This window comes from Metabacillus sp. Hm71, from assembly GCF_051842955.2.
Classification (GTDB): domain Bacteria; phylum Bacillota; class Bacilli; order Bacillales; family Bacillaceae; genus Metabacillus.
Window position 1 is genome coordinate 441114 of sequence record NZ_CM200278.1, and the last position, 15365, is coordinate 456478.

A 15365-nucleotide genomic window follows, 5' to 3' on the forward strand; every position below is an offset into this window, starting at 1 on the left:
CTATAAATATGCAGTTGAATCGTTGCTGTAGCTACTCTAATGGCGATTTTAACTTTTCCTTCGTAAACTGCAACCATGCTTTAGCTGCATTGGAAATGTATGCATTTTTTCTCCAAATAAGGGCAAGATTCCAGCTAATGGATGGCTCGATTACTTTTACTGCTCGGACATTCCTTTTGAGATGGCGGCAAATGCTTTCCGGAAGCAAAGAGACGCCAAGCTTTGAGGCAACCATTTCTTCAATAAATGACCATTGTGAGCTTTCAGAGATAATATGCGGATGAAATCCACTCTTATTGCAAGCAGAGATTATATGATCATTTAATACAAAGTCTTTGTTAAATAATATAAAGGATTCATTTGCTAATTCCGTTAAATGTACTTCTGTTTTTTCAGCTAAAGGATGTCTAGGGTGGAGAATTAGCTTCAAGTCTTCCTCCATAAAAGCAAAATGTTCAAAGATGTCATCCTTTGTTGGAAGAACAACAACACCGGCATCAAGAATATGTTTATCGACATCATCTTCGATTCTTTTCGATCCATCTTCAACAAACTGGAAGGTAATCCCAGGGTATTTTTCATGAAAACAGCCGATGATCTTAAGAAAAGCATGGGCATCGAAGATTGGAGGCAAACCGATTCTAATATGTCCTTTTTTCAAGCCTAAGAGATTATCTACTTCAATTTCTAAATTAGTAAACGCTTTATCGATCAATTTTGCTTGTTTTAAAATGGTTTGTCCCGCATCTGTTAATAGAAGTTTCTTTCGTGAACGATCAAATAATGGTACACCTAATTCTTCTTCAAGATTTTTAATCATTTTACTGATCGTAGGCTGAGTAATAAACAATGACTCAGCTGCACGTGAAAAGCTGCCCAAATCAGCTACTTCAATAAAATATTGTAATTGTTTAATATCCATAGATTCACCTAACTTTTTCAAACGGTTCAGCCACCCGCCAAATTGAAGAAGGTAAGAGAGTAAGGCAGGTAATTACTTCCCGAAAAAATCCAATAAGTATCACTTTAACATGAATGTCGGGAATTTCAAGTAGTTGAAAGGTGATAGGAATTAACAGGTGGATTAAACGGTTTATTCACTTTTGTTTTTAGCAATAATTGCGTTTCAAGAATTAAACGGTCTAATTCTTCGCTATATTTAATTGTTTCCGGATTATTGATTCCTTTTGTTTGTGCAGTAACAATCATCAGTTTTCTAACTAAATTTATTTTATTGGTCAATTCAGTGTAATCATCTATATTCATCATCTATGGCTCCCACAACATTTATATTAATTATATCCTTTATTATTAATGATTTTGCTAGATTTTGAAATGCTTTCGACAATTCTTCTATGAAAAAGACATTTTTTTCTCTATCTTTCCTTGTAGATTGACAAAAAGAATCAAATAGATCCAAAAAGAACCAAAAAATCTTCGCTGTTTTTTAACTTATTTTAAGTGTCAGCAGCGGATTAAGAGATAGGTTCAAAAGAGCCTAATTTTAAATGTTAAAGTTCGCATAACATGGATAAATTCGGAAAAGATAAATTCAACTAGAATAGAATTAAAAAGTTAAAATTGTGGAAAATATATCCTTTTTTCAATGGAAAATATTTCAATGGTCTATATTTAGGCGGGAAGTAAGTTTCGTTTAGGAGGTGTGATTATGAGTATGAATAGGTGGATAAAGCTCTTTAGGTCAACGCAAAAGGTTATGAATAAAGAACCTAAAAAACAGCAAAATGAAACAGATTATTTAACAGGAATTATAGAGGAAGATTTTTATAAAATTAAACGAATGTTTGAAGGTTCTTTTGATTTTATGTTCCGAAAATTTGAAATAAATAATGCGTATACAGCTATTGTTTTGTATCTTGAGGGTCTAGTAGATATGAAACGAATGGAAGATAGTATATTAGAGCCGTTATTAAATCAAAAAGAAGATTTTCTAAAAAAGAGTCAGTTAACCCTAAAGGATATTGAAGATGAGATCAGCTCAAGCCAAGTAAAAAAAGGGGAAACGATTCAACAAATCTCTGATCATCTCTTTATTGGCGGAACCGTGTTAATCATTAATGGGTTTAAACAAGCCCTATTTATTAGTGAGCAATCCTGGCAGCAGCGATCAGTAGATGAACCACCTTCAGAGGCTGTTGTTTTAGGACCAAGAGAGGGCTTTACAGAAAATATTCGGACCAATACAAGCATGATACGCAGGAGAATCCGTACACCTAAGCTTAAATTAGAAAGCATGAAAATTGGAAAACTTTCTAAAACAGAAGTGATTATTACCTATGTAGAAGGAATAGCAGAGGAATCATTAGTTGAGGAAGTGCGAAAAAGATTACAGCAAATTGATATAGATGCGATTGAAGACAGCGGATATATTATTGAATTTATTGAAGAGAAGCCCTATTCTGTTTTTCCGCAAGTCTTACAAACAGAACGACCTGATCGGGTTGTCGGTAACATCCTTGAAGGAAGGGTTGGGATTATTGTTGAAAATAGCCCATTTGGTCTAGTTGTGCCTGTAACATTTTTCCAAATGATGGATTCTCCTGAGGATTATTATGGAAGGTTTATGATGGCTTCTTTTATTCGGGGTATCCGTTATTTATTTTTATTGATTGCCTTATTGTTTCCCTCTATTTATATAGCCGTTACAACATTCCATCAGGAACTATTGCCAACAAACCTTTTGTTTAGTGTTGCTGCTTCAAGGGAAAAAGTTCCTTTCCCAGCGGTTGTTGAAGCCTTATTAATGGAGATTACCTTTGAGGCTTTAAGGGAAGCGGGGTTAAGGCTGCCAAGGCCGGTTGGGTCGACAGTTAGTATTGTTGGTGCCTTAGTTATTGGTCAAGCTGCAGTTGAAGCAGGCATTGTGTCCGCTCCTCTTGTTATTGTTGTATCGATTACAGGGATTGCTTCGTTCATGTTTCCTAGCTACAGCATGACAGGAGCCATTCGCCTGCTTCGCTTTTTAATGATGTTTCTTGCAGCTTTGCTTGGATTTTACGGAATCCTTCTAGGGGTATTTTTTATCCTTGTTCACCTTGTTCAACTAAGATCTTTTGGAGTCCCTTACTTAGCTCCTATTGCTCCATTCAATTTTAATAACCTTAAGGACCTCTTTATACGTGCACCTTGGTGGAAGATGGACGAACGACCTGAACAAGTGGGAAAAAGGAATTTGAAAAGGCTGGGTACACAGAATCGAAAAAAATAGATGTTCTCTTAGAATAGGCAGGATGGTGCTAAGATGAAAACCGCTAAATTCTCATTTGTTTTGCTCATCTCAATCTTCTTGCTGACTGGGTGCTGGAATCGGATTGAGATCAATGATATTGCGATTGTTACTGCTGTTGGATTAGATCTTTTGGAGGACGAAGAAATTCGTTTAACTCTTCAAGTAGCGATTCCGTCAAAGCTTGGACCAACTACGGGACCGACAGGCAGCGGGGATAATAGTACATTTATGATCTCTGATACTGGCAAGACATTTTCTGAAGCCTATCGACATCTCCAAGGTAAACTGTCAAGACGAATCTTTTTTTCACATAGCAGGGTGTTATTAATCGGAGAAGAGCTCGCAAGGAAGGGAGTTTCTCCGATTCTCGATTTCTATTCAAGGTACCATGAGCCAAGGATGAACAGTTATATCATGTTTACAAAGGGAAATGCCTTTGAAGTCCTTAAAAACAAACCTAGTTTAGAAAGTGTAACTGCAGAGGAAACAAGAGAATTGACAAAATTAAGTGTGGGATTGTCAGTTAATATTAAAGAATTTTTGGATATGTATCTTACGGAAGGGCTTGAGCCAGTAGCTCCCCAATTTGCTACAGAGCCATTGGAAGTAAAGGTTAAAGAGAAATCAGAAGAGACCCAAGCGATTATAGGTGCGGCCGTATTTAAAGGGGATAAATTGGAAGGATGGATGAATGATTCTGAAACAAGAGGGATTTTATGGATAAGGGATCAAATGAATCTTGGTGTGATAACAGTCAAGGTAGAAGAGGAGAAAGGTGGCGGCAATATTAGTGCCAATATTATTCGATCTGAAACAAAAATCGTTCCTGAAATAAAAAAAGGCGAAGTCAAAATAACCGTGAATACGACTTCAGAGATGAATGTAATGGAGAACGCCTCTGAATTAGATTTAAATGATCCTAAGAATATTGAGAAATTACAGACTGAACTTGAAAAGGAAATTCATACAAGAATTCATGAAGTATTAGTAAAAGCAAAAGATGAATTAGGCTCAGATATTTTTGGCTTTGGGGAAGCTGTGTATAAAAAATACCCAAAACAGTGGAATGAAAAATATAAAAAGGATTGGAATGAGAGGTTTAAAAAACTGGACGTTTCGGTTCATCCAACGGTTTATGTAAGAAGAATCGGCTTAACAAAATAGGATTCATATCAATTAAAAGAAGGATTGGTCTATGTTTAAGATCTTACTTATTGTAATCATCTTTATTGTTATTTTTGCTAGTGAAGTCCCGAAGTTAATAAAGAAAAAAGAGATAAAAGAACTTTTCGTCTTTTCCTTTCTTGGGCTAATCGGGTTTATTTTGAGTATTTTAGTGGTCGTACGGTCGTTTATTTAAGGAGAAATAGAAAGGCCAACCACAGATTAACATAAAATCTGTGGTTGGCTATATTTGCGCCTTTAATTTATGCTAAATTTGTTAAGGTTTTTTCCATTGCTGCACGAATTACCTTTGCAACGCCATGTTCATCATTTGTTAAGGTGACTTCATCACAAATTTCTTTAACCTCTTGTCTTGCATTTCCCATTGCAACACTTTTACCAGCTAGGTTTAACATCGAAACATCATTCATGCTGTCCCCGATCGCTACAGTGCTTGTGAGGGGAATGCCTAATTTTTCCGAAAGCTTTCTTAATGCAATTCCTTTTGAGGCGTCTTTGTGCTCTAATTCAAAATTATGATGGGCAGAGGAGACGATGGTCAGCCCTTCGATTTGACCAAACTTCTTCCAACCTGCATCAAGCTTTTCTTCAAAAAATGAAAAGGCAAGGATGTTATAAAGATCAGCACCCGTTTTTTCAATTTCCTTATAGGAGTTAATGAAGAAAAAGCCTGTTTGACTGAATTGTTTGACTAAGGCTTCCTTTAACTCTGATATGCGAACTTCCGGGTTTGCGCTTTTGATGCGATCAATCTCAATTTCCAAAAGCTCTCTCCCATTTTGAGGAGTAAAGATGCATTCATTACTAAACACTTCGTAATAATAGCCGTCTTCTTCTAAAGAACGTAAAATGTCGTAAGCTAAGGCAGGTTCAATTGGCTGTGAATGATAAAGATTGCCTTCAGGGTCATGGATCGTAGCACCGTTTGCCCCGATCACCCAAGTTTTAACACCCGTATTTTCAAACAAGGCTTTCACATCAAAATGGGCACGGCCTGTTGCAATCACAATTTCGATTCCCGCTTGCCTGGCTGAATGTATGGCTTCAAGATTTTCAGGGCTTATTTGGCTCTTACTCGTTAAAAGCGTGCCATCTAGGTCAATCGCAATTAATTTTGTCATGGTTAAAAACCCTCCTGCAATAAATAGATTAAAGAGCTATCAGTAATTCCACCCCATGCTTTTTAAGTAGCTCTTGAAAACTTTCATCAGGTTCTTGATCTGTGATAAATAAATCAATATCTTGTAAGGTTGAACAGCGAAAATAACCGGTTACACCGATTTTCGTGTGGTCGGCTAAAAGGATGACCTGGTCTGCCTGCTGCATCATTTTGCGCATAACCATTCCATCTTCTTCATGGGCAACGGTTATGCCTTTTTCGGAAAGGCCGTAACAGCCTATAAATGTTTTGTCTACATGGTATTGGGAAAGCTTTTCAATGACAGATGTTCCGAATAAATAGCGATGCTCCTTATGAAATTCACCGCCAAGCAATTGAATATGGGCATGGGGATTTTTTGATAAGAGATCCGCTTGGTTAATGGAATTGGTAACAATGGTACATTCAAGATCCATTAAATGTTCTGCACAAGCCTGCACGGTTGTGGATGTATCGAGAATAATTGTATCACCGCTATTTATTAGTTCTGCAGCCTTTTTACCGATCCGTTTCTTTTCTGCTGAAACGAGACTTAGACGATTAGAATAGTCCTTAATGATATGCTTAGAAGAAGGGAGAATAGCTCCGCCGCGTGTTCTTATTATCGCTTTTTCTTCCTCAAGTCTGACTAAATCCCTTCTAGCTGTATCCCTTGAAACCTTAAAGATCCGGCAAATTTCATCAACAGATATTCGTTTTTCCTTTTTTAAATAATCGATAATCAGACGTAATCTTTCTTCTTGGAACATAGTATCAGCCTGCTTTTTAAGTGTTTATAAGTATATATAAGTATTTGTAATTTATTATAAGTTGTTTCCTGCCATATCGCAAGGTAAACATAAGTTATTGTTTCTGCTTTTGGTTTTAAATTGTTCCATATGGTATAAATGGGATAGGAATATTGCAGGGGTTACAACGTTGAAATAGGTGAAAGCATGAATGAAAGACAAAAAGAAATAATAAAGATTTTATTAACCGAATTCGGAAAGCCGCTGTTTGTTCAAACGATTGCGGAACGTATTGGGTGTTCAGAAAAAACAGTCCGCAATGATTTTAAAATGATTGAAACCTTCTTAAACGAACATTCAGCTGCTAAATTGGTGCGCAAACCTGGCTTAGGTGTTTACATAGAAATTGATGAAGTGGAAAAGACTCAGCTTTTTCAAATGCTTCAGGAAACAAACTCGATGCAGAAGGACGATGAGGAGTCCTATCGGGTGATGCAAATTACCTATCAGCTATTAATGAGCAAATCGCCTGTTTCAGCTCAGGAGCTTGCTGATAAACATTATGTGAATAAATCCGTTATCAAAAAAGATTTAGATATGATTGAAAAGTGGTTGGATCAAAAAGGCTTAAACTTAGTATCAAAGCAAAAGGTCGGGGTAAGCATCGAAGGAACAGAAGGAAATAAAAGAAGGGCACTTGCCCATTTACCAGAGCTGAAGAAGGATGCAGCAGAGGGTGCTGACTTTATCTTAAAGCAGTTTACTCCACATGAAATGACGATTATTCAAAGAGAACTAAATGATTTCCAGCGACAATACTTGCTATTTTTTACAGATGAAACAACTGAAAGATTAGTTATTCATCTTCTCATGATGATCAGAAGAACAAAGCTGGGACATCCAATTTCACTAGCTAAGCAAGATCTTGAGTATCTTTCAGAGAAACAGGAATTTAAATGGGCTTCCACATTTTTGAGAAAACTAGAAATCATTTTTGTTGTCCATTTTTCAGAGGAAGAAATTGCGTATTTCACGCTTCATTTATTAGGCGGAAGGCATCGCTTTCCAAAGCACCAAGGAACAGATGAAAAGGTTGATGATTTGGACCAGCATGAGGCGATTATTGAGGATCTGCTACTGCAAATGACAGAACTAACAAAGCAGGATTTTACGAATGATGAATCATTAAGAGAAGGACTATCCATCCATTTATATTCAGCATTAAATCGAATAAAATTTGGCCTTACTGTCTCAAACCCGATGCTAAATGAAATAAAAAGAATGTATCCATATATCTTTGATTCTGTTATTCATGTCATAGAAGAACTCAACAATAAGTTTTCTATTTCCATTCCTGAGGAAGAGGCTGCCTATTTAACCATTCATTTTCAAGCTTCGATTGAGCGGCTTCGCCAAAATCAAAGGAACAAATTGAATGCCATCATTGTTTGTCATATGGGCATTGGGATGTCACAACTACTGAATGTAAAGCTTGAAAAAAAATATCAATCTCTTCACATTATTGATAGCATCGCAAAAGCTGATTTACGAGATTATTTAGAGCATCATAAGGTAGACCTAATTATTTCAACCATTGATTTAGTTGGCTTAAAAATTCCTCATATTGTCATTTCTCCTTTATTAGAAGGCGCAGATGAAAAGAGACTGAAAGAATTTATAGCCCAACAAACAGCTGGTGACAACCAAATAAATTCTGCATTGGTTCAGTATGTTGAAACATCAGCATTGTTCTTACAGCATAGCAGTGAGCATCGCTTTAAAATAATTGAAGAGCTTGCTATTGCATTATATGATGGAGGCTTTGTTGATAAGGAATATGGTCATAGTGCTATCTTGAGGGAAAGAATGTCAGCTACAACGATTGGCTCGGGAATAGCGATTCCACATGGAAGCCCAAAGCTAATTAAAAAGCCTGCTATTGCTGTAGCAGCACTCAAGCAACCAATCGATTGGTCAGGAGAAAATGTTTCATTGGTATTTATGCTGGCCGTCCCAAATCAAGATCAGCAAACAACAAAGCAGCTTTTTCGTGAGCTATCGTCAATTAGTGAGCAGCCAGCACTGCTGAAGAAATTGACTGATGCCAGGTCAATTGATCAATTTTTATCATTGCTAAAATGAGACTTCCATCAGCGGGAAGTTCTTCAGTCGCACTGATGGATAGCCGAGGCTATTACCATAAACCACCAAGACCTTATGTTTCGGCTTAATTGGCGACCAAGCTTCGTTGATTCTTTACGGGCAGATATTCCCCATTTTCTAGTGGTGATTACTGCCCGTTAAGATTGGGTATAGGGGGAGATAAAAGAAGACATAAGAGCTGTCTCAACAGGGTCTTGCCCTTATATTTAGAGACAGTCTCTTATGTTTAATCATTATTTAAAATACTTTCCTCTAAGACTGAAAACTTATCTCCGTACACCTTTATGATATGTCTTTCCCCCCAAGCACAAAGGGAATCCAAAATTTCTTTTAAACTCCAGCCATATTCGCTAAGCTCGTACTCTACCTTTGGAGGGATTTGATTATATACGATTCGATTAATAACTCCATCTTCCTCTAACTCTCGCAGCTGTTGAGTTAACATTTTCTGTGTAATCGATGGCATGAGACGCTTTAACTCACTGGTTCGTTTTTTCCCATGTGTTAAATGGCAGAGGATGACGCATTTCCATTTACCTCCTATTACCTCTAAGGTTGCTTCAACTGAAATATTGTATTTCTTTTGCTTCATTAAAATCCTCCTATTTAACAGGCACCAAAAAGTACCTATATGACTTTTTAGTATCTATATCACAAAAAAGTGCGTACTTTTCTTTATGCTCCTCATAACTCATAATAGCATTTGCCGGCCGATCTTTACCATACTTTCATTATTTTATCCGAGCAATAAAACCAAGTCTCACTATATATTTTGCTCTAGGATAAACATTTACACGTAAGAAGGAGGAGAAATGATGGCTTTAGATAAAAGACAAAGTACATTCGCACTGCTCGCATTAGCAGTCAGTGCATTTGCTATAGGAACAACAGAATTTATCAGTGTAGGATTGCTTCCGTTAATTGCAGAGGATTTAAATATTCCTATCACAACAGCGGGGTTAACGGTTTCCTTATATGCATTAGGAGTAACCTTTGGAGCACCTATCCTTACCTCTTTAACATCAAATATGTCAAAAAAAACGTTGTTACTTTGGATTATGGTTATTTTTATTATAGGTAACGGTCTTGCGGCAAGTGCTACTAGTATTGGCGTTTTACTAGTTGCCCGGATTATTTCTGCATTTTCACACGGTGTCTTTATGTCCATTGGGTCTACGATAGCAGCTGATCTTGTGCCGGAGAATCGCAGAGCAAGCGCGATTTCAATTATGTTTACAGGATTGACGGTTGCTACTGTAACAGGTGTACCATTTGGAACGTTTATAGGTCAGCAATTCGGCTGGAGACTGGCCTTTATAGCGATTCTTATTATTGGTGTCATTGCTTTGGTTGCCAATAGCATGCTTGTCCCACCAAATTTGCGTAAAGGAAACCGAACAACTTTTCGTGACCAGTTCAAGCTGATAACAAATGGCCGGTTATTACTATTATTCATTATTACGGCTTTAGGCTATGGAGGAACATTTGTTGTATTTACGTATTTATCTCCATTGCTTCAGGATATAACTGGCTTTGAGGAAAGTACAGTTGCGGTTATATTACTTGTTTACGGAGTTTCAATTGCGATTGGGAATATGATTGGCGGGAAGTTATCCAATCAAAATCCACTTGGTTCACTGTTTTATATGTTTATTGTCCAAGCAATTGTCCTTTTAGTTCTCATGTTTACTGCACCATTTAAAATCGCAGGTCTCATTACGATTATTTTAATGGGTTTACTAGCATTCATGAACGTGCCGGGACTGCAAGTATATGTCGTCATTCTAGCAGAGCGCTTTGTTCCAAAAGCGGTAGATGTTGCGTCAGCAATCAATATTGCCGCATTTAACGCTGGTATTGCAATTGGTTCTTATTTAGGCGGTATGATTACAGATTCCATTGGGCTTATCCATACCTCATGGATCGGCTCGTTAATGGTTGTAGCAGCTGTCATTTTAACAGGATTGAGCCGGGCGCTTGAACGGAAGGATCAGGTTGTAAAAGCTTAAATATATTATTAATAGCAACGTAAAGCTCGTAGCTGAGTTTGCCCTATGTTGATTGGAGCAGAAGGCAGATAGCGCTGGAAAATCCAATCAACAGGCAAGTAACAGGTCTTGAAAAGTATAAAGCGATTAAACATTACGGAGGTTATATAAAATGCTTAAAAATTTACAAGATACTACAACTTTGCATAATGGAGTAAAAATGCCTTGGTTTGGTCTTGGGGTATTTAAAGTAGAGGAAGGACCCGAACTAATCAATGCGGTAAAATCTGCGATAAAGTATGGCTATCGCAGCATTGATACAGCAGCTATTTATGAGAATGAAGCAGGTGTTGGACAAGCGATTCGTGAAGTTATGGAAGAAACAGGCATAGCTAGAGAAGAATTATTTATAACGTCAAAGGTTTGGAATTCAGATTTAGGATATGAATCTACCATTGCTGCATTTGAGGAAAGTTTAAAGAAGCTTGGCCTGGACTACTTAGACTTATATCTCATTCATTGGCCGGTTGAAGGAAAATATAAACCGTCATGGAAAGCATTAGAGACTCTATATAAAGACGGGAAGGTTAAGGCAATTGGCGTAAGTAATTTCCAAATTCACCACCTAGAGGACCTGATGAAGGAATCAGAAATAAAACCGATGGTAAATCAGGTAGAATACCATCCGCGTTTGACACAAAAAGAGCTTCAAGCGTTTTGTCAAAAACATGGTATTCAAATGGGGGCATGGTCACCACTTATGCAAGGTCACTTGTTAGATAACGAAGTACTAAAGGAAATTGCCGAAAAGCATAATAAATTCATTGCCCAGATTATTTTACGGTGGGATCTGCAACATGGTGTTGTGACAATACCAAAATCAATAAGAGAACAGCGAATTATTGAAAATGCCTCAATATTTGATTTTGCTTTATCAAATGCAGAAATGGAAAGAATCGATAGCTTAAATCAGGACAAGAGAGTTGGACCAGATCCTGATAATATTGATTTTTAATGAAAAGATAAGTTAAATATAAAGAAGAAACTGTCTCAAGAAAAGGTCGCATTGACCCTGCCTGAGGCAGTTTTTTTAGTTTTAGTGTTTCAATATTCTAATGCATTTTCGCAAACTTTGTTGCTATTTACCAAGAATCAACATATACAGATTTCATCAAGAACCTAGTTAAATACGACATTATCTTAAAATAGAGCCTTCATTAAAAAGAATAATTATGTTTTTGTGATATAAACTACCATAAGTAAATTCATTTCTTTCCTTTTTTCCGCAGCAACGGTAAAAAAATGATCTTTTTTTGTCGAATTCTTGCCGTATAGTAAATGTAAGCGATTAGAGATTGCACAATAGGAGGTTACAACATGAAGCTATTAGCGATTACATCATGCCCAAATGGGATTGCACATACGTATATGGCTGCGGAAAATCTACAAAAAGCAGCTGATAAATTGGGTGTTTCAATGAAGGTTGAAACCCAAGGCTCCATTGGAGTAGAAAACGAATTTACTGAAAAGGATATCATGGAAGCTGATGGCATTATTATCGCTGCTGATAAAACAGTAAGTAAGGATCGTTTTGCAGGAAAAAAGGTATTAGTTGTTGGTGTTCAAGAGGGGATTCGCAAACCTGAAGAACTGATCCAAAAACATTTGAAGGGTGAAGTGCCGGTTTTTAAAGGGGAAGCCAAAAAAACCGGTGATGACAAAGGGGCGAAGAAGGATAAACAAAATCCGATCTATCGTCACTTAATGAATGGTGTTTCCTATATGATTCCATTCATTGTTATTGGCGGTTTATTAATTGCGGTTGCTTTAACACTTGGAGGAGAAAAAACTCCTGGCGGATTGGTGATCCCAGAGGACTCTTTCTGGAAATCAATTGAAAAGCTTGGTGCTGCCTCGTTTACATTCATGGTGCCGATTTTATCAGGATTTATCGCATATAGTATTGCTGACAGACCGGGATTGGCTCCTGGTATGGTTGGCGGCTATATTGCAGCAAATGGTTCGTTTTATGGAAGTGAAGCAGGTGCAGGCTTTATTGGAGGAATTATCGCTGGATTTTTAGCTGGTTATGTAGCATTGGCCATTAAGAAAATGAAGGTACCAAGAGCGATTCAACCGATTATGCCAATTATTATCATTCCTGTGCTGGCATCATTAATTATTGGACTGGCATTCATTTATGTAATCGGTGCTCCGGTAGCCCAAGTATTTGAATCATTAACAGCTTGGTTAGCGGGAATGCAAGGCTCAAGCTCCATTTTATTAGCGCTTATTCTTGGCGCAATGATTTCGTTTGATATGGGTGGTCCAGTCAATAAGGTTGCCTTTTTATTCGGATCGGCAATGATAGGTGAGGGGAACTATGAAATTATGGGTCCGATCGCAGCTGCAATCTGTATCCCTCCAATCGGAATGGGTATTGCAACATTTTTAAACAAAAAGAAATATCAGCCATCAGAAAGAGAAGCAGGAAAAGCTTCGTTTACAATGGGGCTATTCGGAATAACTGAAGGGGCTATCCCATTTGCAGCCCAAGATCCATTCCGTGTTATTCCAAGTATCATGGCAGGTTCTATGGCAGCCTCTGTTATTGCAATGATTGGCAATGTCGGCGATCGCGTTGCCCATGGCGGTCCAATTGTTGCCGTGCTTGGTGCGGTAGATAATGTGATTATGTTCTTTGTCGCCATTATAGCTGGTGCATTTGTTACTGCGATACTAGTAAACATTTTAAAAAGAGATGTTGAGGTAATCGACGATTTAGACGAGGAGCAGCCAGATCATATTGAGGTTCCTGCCAAAGAGGAACAGCCGGAAAAAGATGTACAAGCAGAAAATGAAGAGGTTAAGAAATTAACAGATCTTACAAGTATGGCGTTAATTGATCCAAATCTAAACGGGCAAACTCGAGAAGATATCATCGACGAAATGATTGCAAAGCTAGACGCTGAAGGCGTATTAACCTCAAAAGAAGAGTTTAAACAAGCCATTATAAACCGTGAAAATGAAAGCTCAACCGGAATTGGCATGAACATTGCGATTCCTCATGGTAAATCAGATGCAGTCACAAAGCCGAGAGTGGTATTTGGCATTAAGCAGGATGGTGTTGACTGGAAAAGTCTTGATGGAACGGAAGCAAAATTGATCTTTATGATTGCCGTACCAAAAACGGGCCAAGGTGATGCACATTTGAAAATCCTGCAAATGTTATCTCGAAAATTAATGGATGATGCTTTTAGAGATCAATTATTAGCAGCCAAATCTAAAGAAGAAGCTTTTGCCCTGTTAAATGAAATTGAGTAAGATTTCATCTTTACATTTTCAGCCTTTCCTAATAGTCTAATTAGGGAAGGCTATTTTTAAAGGGTGAAAAAATATGTATTTAACCATTTCTGAAACAGCTGAATTTTTATCACTGTCAGAGGAAGTTGTAACTAGCTTAGTGCTGCAAAAGAAAATTAGGGCTTTATACGATGGTGAGCAGTATCTAATTTACAAGGATCAATTTCAAACTCACTTTGAGCAGTTAGAAAAATATAAGACATTATATGATGAATATATGAAAGAACCGATTCCAGAGGATATAGATGTCAAGGATGAGGATTAATGAAGCAAGGAGAACTGGGTGTTGTAGTGCTATTGCCCAGTTTTTCTTTTCCTAAGTAAACCATAAAATGTACTGTTCTTTTTTTATGATTAATGTTATCATTATTGATAATAATAATAATAATAATAATAATAAAAGAGGAGAGTCATGGATGAACTCTATCGTAGAAGAATTGGTCAGTTTCAAAAGTGATGTCACACTAAAAGGTACACTTGCATGTCCTAACACTGACAATGATCAGTACCCAGCGATTATCATGATAAACGGTTCAGGTGGGGCAGATCGGGACGGTAATATGAAGAAGCCCGCTCTTGTAACAAATTTGTATAAAGAGCTTGCTCACTTTTTAACAGATTTAGGCTTTGTCACATTGCGATATGATAAGCGAGCAGTCGGTGAAAGTGAAGGGAATCCAATAACAAGCGGAATGCTTGACTTAGTAAATGACATAAAAAGTGCTATCATTTTTTTGAAAAATCATCCTAAAGTTAATAACGATCAAATCATTTTACTTGGACATAGTGAAGGGTGTGTTTTGGCAACAAAAGTAAATGAAACTCTTCCTGTAGCTGGTTTAATTTTGCTTGCGGGAGCGGGCACAAATTTAAAAGAGCCAATTATTTATCAAAATCGGCAAACAATCGAAGAAATAAAAAAACTTAAAGGGATAAAAGGAACGTTGTTAAGGCTGCTTGTTAAAGAACATAAGATCGCAAAGCAGACTGAAGAGCTTTTTAGCAAAATGGAAAGCTCGACTGGTGATACAATTAGGATCAAGATGAAAAAGATGCCGGCAAAGTGGTTTAGGGAGCATCTTCGCTATCGTTCTGAGGATGTTCTTAATGCTTTGAAACAGGCAAACTGTCCGATCCTTGCCATAACAGGTGATAAGGATGTTCAGGCAAACTACGAGGATTTAAAACGAATTGACGTCATGGAAAAATCCAATGCGAAGACAGTCGTCATTAAAAACATGGACCATATGCTGAAAGAATTTAAAAGAGAAAAAACGGTTCTTAATTTATTGAAGCAATATAAAAAAGAAGCAACTGCTCCAATTCACAATCTATTAAAGGATGAACTGAGGGACTGGTTAACAAAACACTATTTAGAAAAATAAGACTGTTGACTTGAAAGCTCTGATCAATCCAAATAAAGAGATGATCTCTTATTTTGGAGGATCAGAGCCTTTTGTTTTGATTAGAATGTTTCAATTATGAAGATTTTGTCGAATTGTGTAGATATTTTTAGATATTTGTAGATT

14 protein-coding genes are annotated in these 15365 nt (G+C 37.2%); 9 read left to right on the forward strand and 5 right to left on the reverse strand.

Going from position 1 to position 15365, the window contains the following annotated elements; translation table 11 throughout:
* Positions 1–31: 31 nt before the first annotated feature.
* Positions 32–922, reverse strand: coding sequence for a cidABC operon transcriptional activator CidR (cidR, locus tag ACSVDH_RS02315; RefSeq protein WP_439253187.1), 891 nt, complete (start codon positions 920–922; stop codon positions 32–34).
* Between the two features lie 125 nt (positions 923–1047).
* Positions 1048–1266 (reverse strand): aspartyl-phosphate phosphatase Spo0E family protein, encoded by a 219-nt coding sequence (locus ACSVDH_RS02320; protein WP_439253011.1) that lies wholly within the window; start codon positions 1264–1266, stop codon positions 1048–1050.
* Positions 1267–1669: 403 nt separating this feature from the next.
* Between ACSVDH_RS02320 and ACSVDH_RS02325 the strand changes: the two genes are divergently transcribed.
* Genes ACSVDH_RS02325 through ACSVDH_RS02335 form a run of 3 tightly spaced genes read left to right on the forward strand, consistent with a single transcriptional unit; the run spans position 1670 to position 4610 of the window.
* Positions 1670–3229 (forward strand): spore germination protein, encoded by a 1560-nt coding sequence (locus ACSVDH_RS02325; RefSeq protein ID WP_439253012.1) that lies wholly within the window; start codon positions 1670–1672, stop codon positions 3227–3229.
* Positions 3230–3262: 33 nt separating this feature from the next.
* Positions 3263–4414 carry a Ger(x)C family spore germination protein gene (locus ACSVDH_RS02330; RefSeq protein ID WP_439253014.1) on the forward strand — a complete coding sequence of 384 codons (1152 nt, stop codon included), beginning with the start codon at positions 3263–3265 and terminating at the stop codon, positions 4412–4414.
* Between the two features lie 31 nt (positions 4415–4445).
* Positions 4446–4610, forward strand: a complete 165-nt coding sequence (locus ACSVDH_RS02335; protein ID WP_299088847.1) for a hypothetical protein — start codon at positions 4446–4448, stop codon at positions 4608–4610.
* A 67-nt stretch (positions 4611–4677) separates the two neighbouring features.
* On the opposite strand, the gene ACSVDH_RS02340 is transcribed toward ACSVDH_RS02335, so the two are convergent.
* Together ACSVDH_RS02340 and ACSVDH_RS02345 are read right to left on the reverse strand one after the other, a co-directional pair.
* Positions 4678–5556, reverse strand: a complete 879-nt coding sequence (locus ACSVDH_RS02340) for a Cof-type HAD-IIB family hydrolase (RefSeq protein WP_439253015.1) — start codon at positions 5554–5556, stop codon at positions 4678–4680.
* A 28-nt stretch (positions 5557–5584) separates the two neighbouring features.
* Positions 5585–6343, reverse strand: a complete 759-nt coding sequence (locus tag ACSVDH_RS02345) for a DeoR/GlpR family DNA-binding transcription regulator (RefSeq protein WP_299088849.1) — start codon at positions 6341–6343, stop codon at positions 5585–5587.
* Between the two features lie 186 nt (positions 6344–6529).
* On the opposite strand from ACSVDH_RS02345, the gene ACSVDH_RS02350 reads away from it, so the two are divergent.
* Positions 6530–8464 carry a BglG family transcription antiterminator gene (locus ACSVDH_RS02350; protein WP_439253016.1) on the forward strand — a complete coding sequence of 645 codons (1935 nt, stop codon included), beginning with the start codon at positions 6530–6532 and terminating at the stop codon, positions 8462–8464.
* Positions 8465–8711: 247 nt separating this feature from the next.
* On the opposite strand, the gene ACSVDH_RS02355 is transcribed toward ACSVDH_RS02350, so the two are convergent.
* The gene (locus tag ACSVDH_RS02355; protein ID WP_046589677.1) at positions 8712–9077 is read right to left on the reverse strand and encodes a winged helix-turn-helix transcriptional regulator; all 366 of its coding nucleotides are present in this window, start codon (positions 9075–9077) and stop codon (positions 8712–8714) included.
* A gap of 223 nt (positions 9078–9300) precedes the next feature.
* On the opposite strand from ACSVDH_RS02355, the gene ACSVDH_RS02360 reads away from it, so the two are divergent.
* The 5 genes from ACSVDH_RS02360 (at position 9301) to ACSVDH_RS02380 (ending at position 15221) form a co-directional block, all read left to right on the forward strand.
* On the forward strand, positions 9301–10494 hold the full coding sequence (locus tag ACSVDH_RS02360; RefSeq protein ID WP_439253017.1) for an MFS transporter: 1194 nt from the start codon (positions 9301–9303) through the stop codon (positions 10492–10494).
* A 151-nt stretch (positions 10495–10645) separates the two neighbouring features.
* The gene (gene pgoN / locus ACSVDH_RS02365; protein ID WP_439253018.1) at positions 10646–11488 is read left to right on the forward strand and encodes a glyoxal/methylglyoxal reductase; all 843 of its coding nucleotides are present in this window, start codon (positions 10646–10648) and stop codon (positions 11486–11488) included.
* A gap of 362 nt (positions 11489–11850) precedes the next feature.
* A complete protein-coding gene (locus tag ACSVDH_RS02370) occupies positions 11851–13797 on the forward strand; it encodes a fructose-specific PTS transporter subunit EIIC (RefSeq protein WP_439253019.1) in 1947 nt (648 codons plus the stop codon).
* A 73-nt stretch (positions 13798–13870) separates the two neighbouring features.
* Positions 13871–14101, forward strand: coding sequence for an excisionase family DNA-binding protein (locus ACSVDH_RS02375; protein WP_299088856.1), 231 nt, complete (start codon positions 13871–13873; stop codon positions 14099–14101).
* A 151-nt stretch (positions 14102–14252) separates the two neighbouring features.
* Positions 14253–15221: an alpha/beta hydrolase gene (locus ACSVDH_RS02380; protein ID WP_439253020.1), complete on the forward strand. Its 969-nt coding sequence runs from the start codon at positions 14253–14255 to the stop codon at positions 15219–15221.
* The last annotated feature ends 144 nt before the right edge of the window (positions 15222–15365 follow it).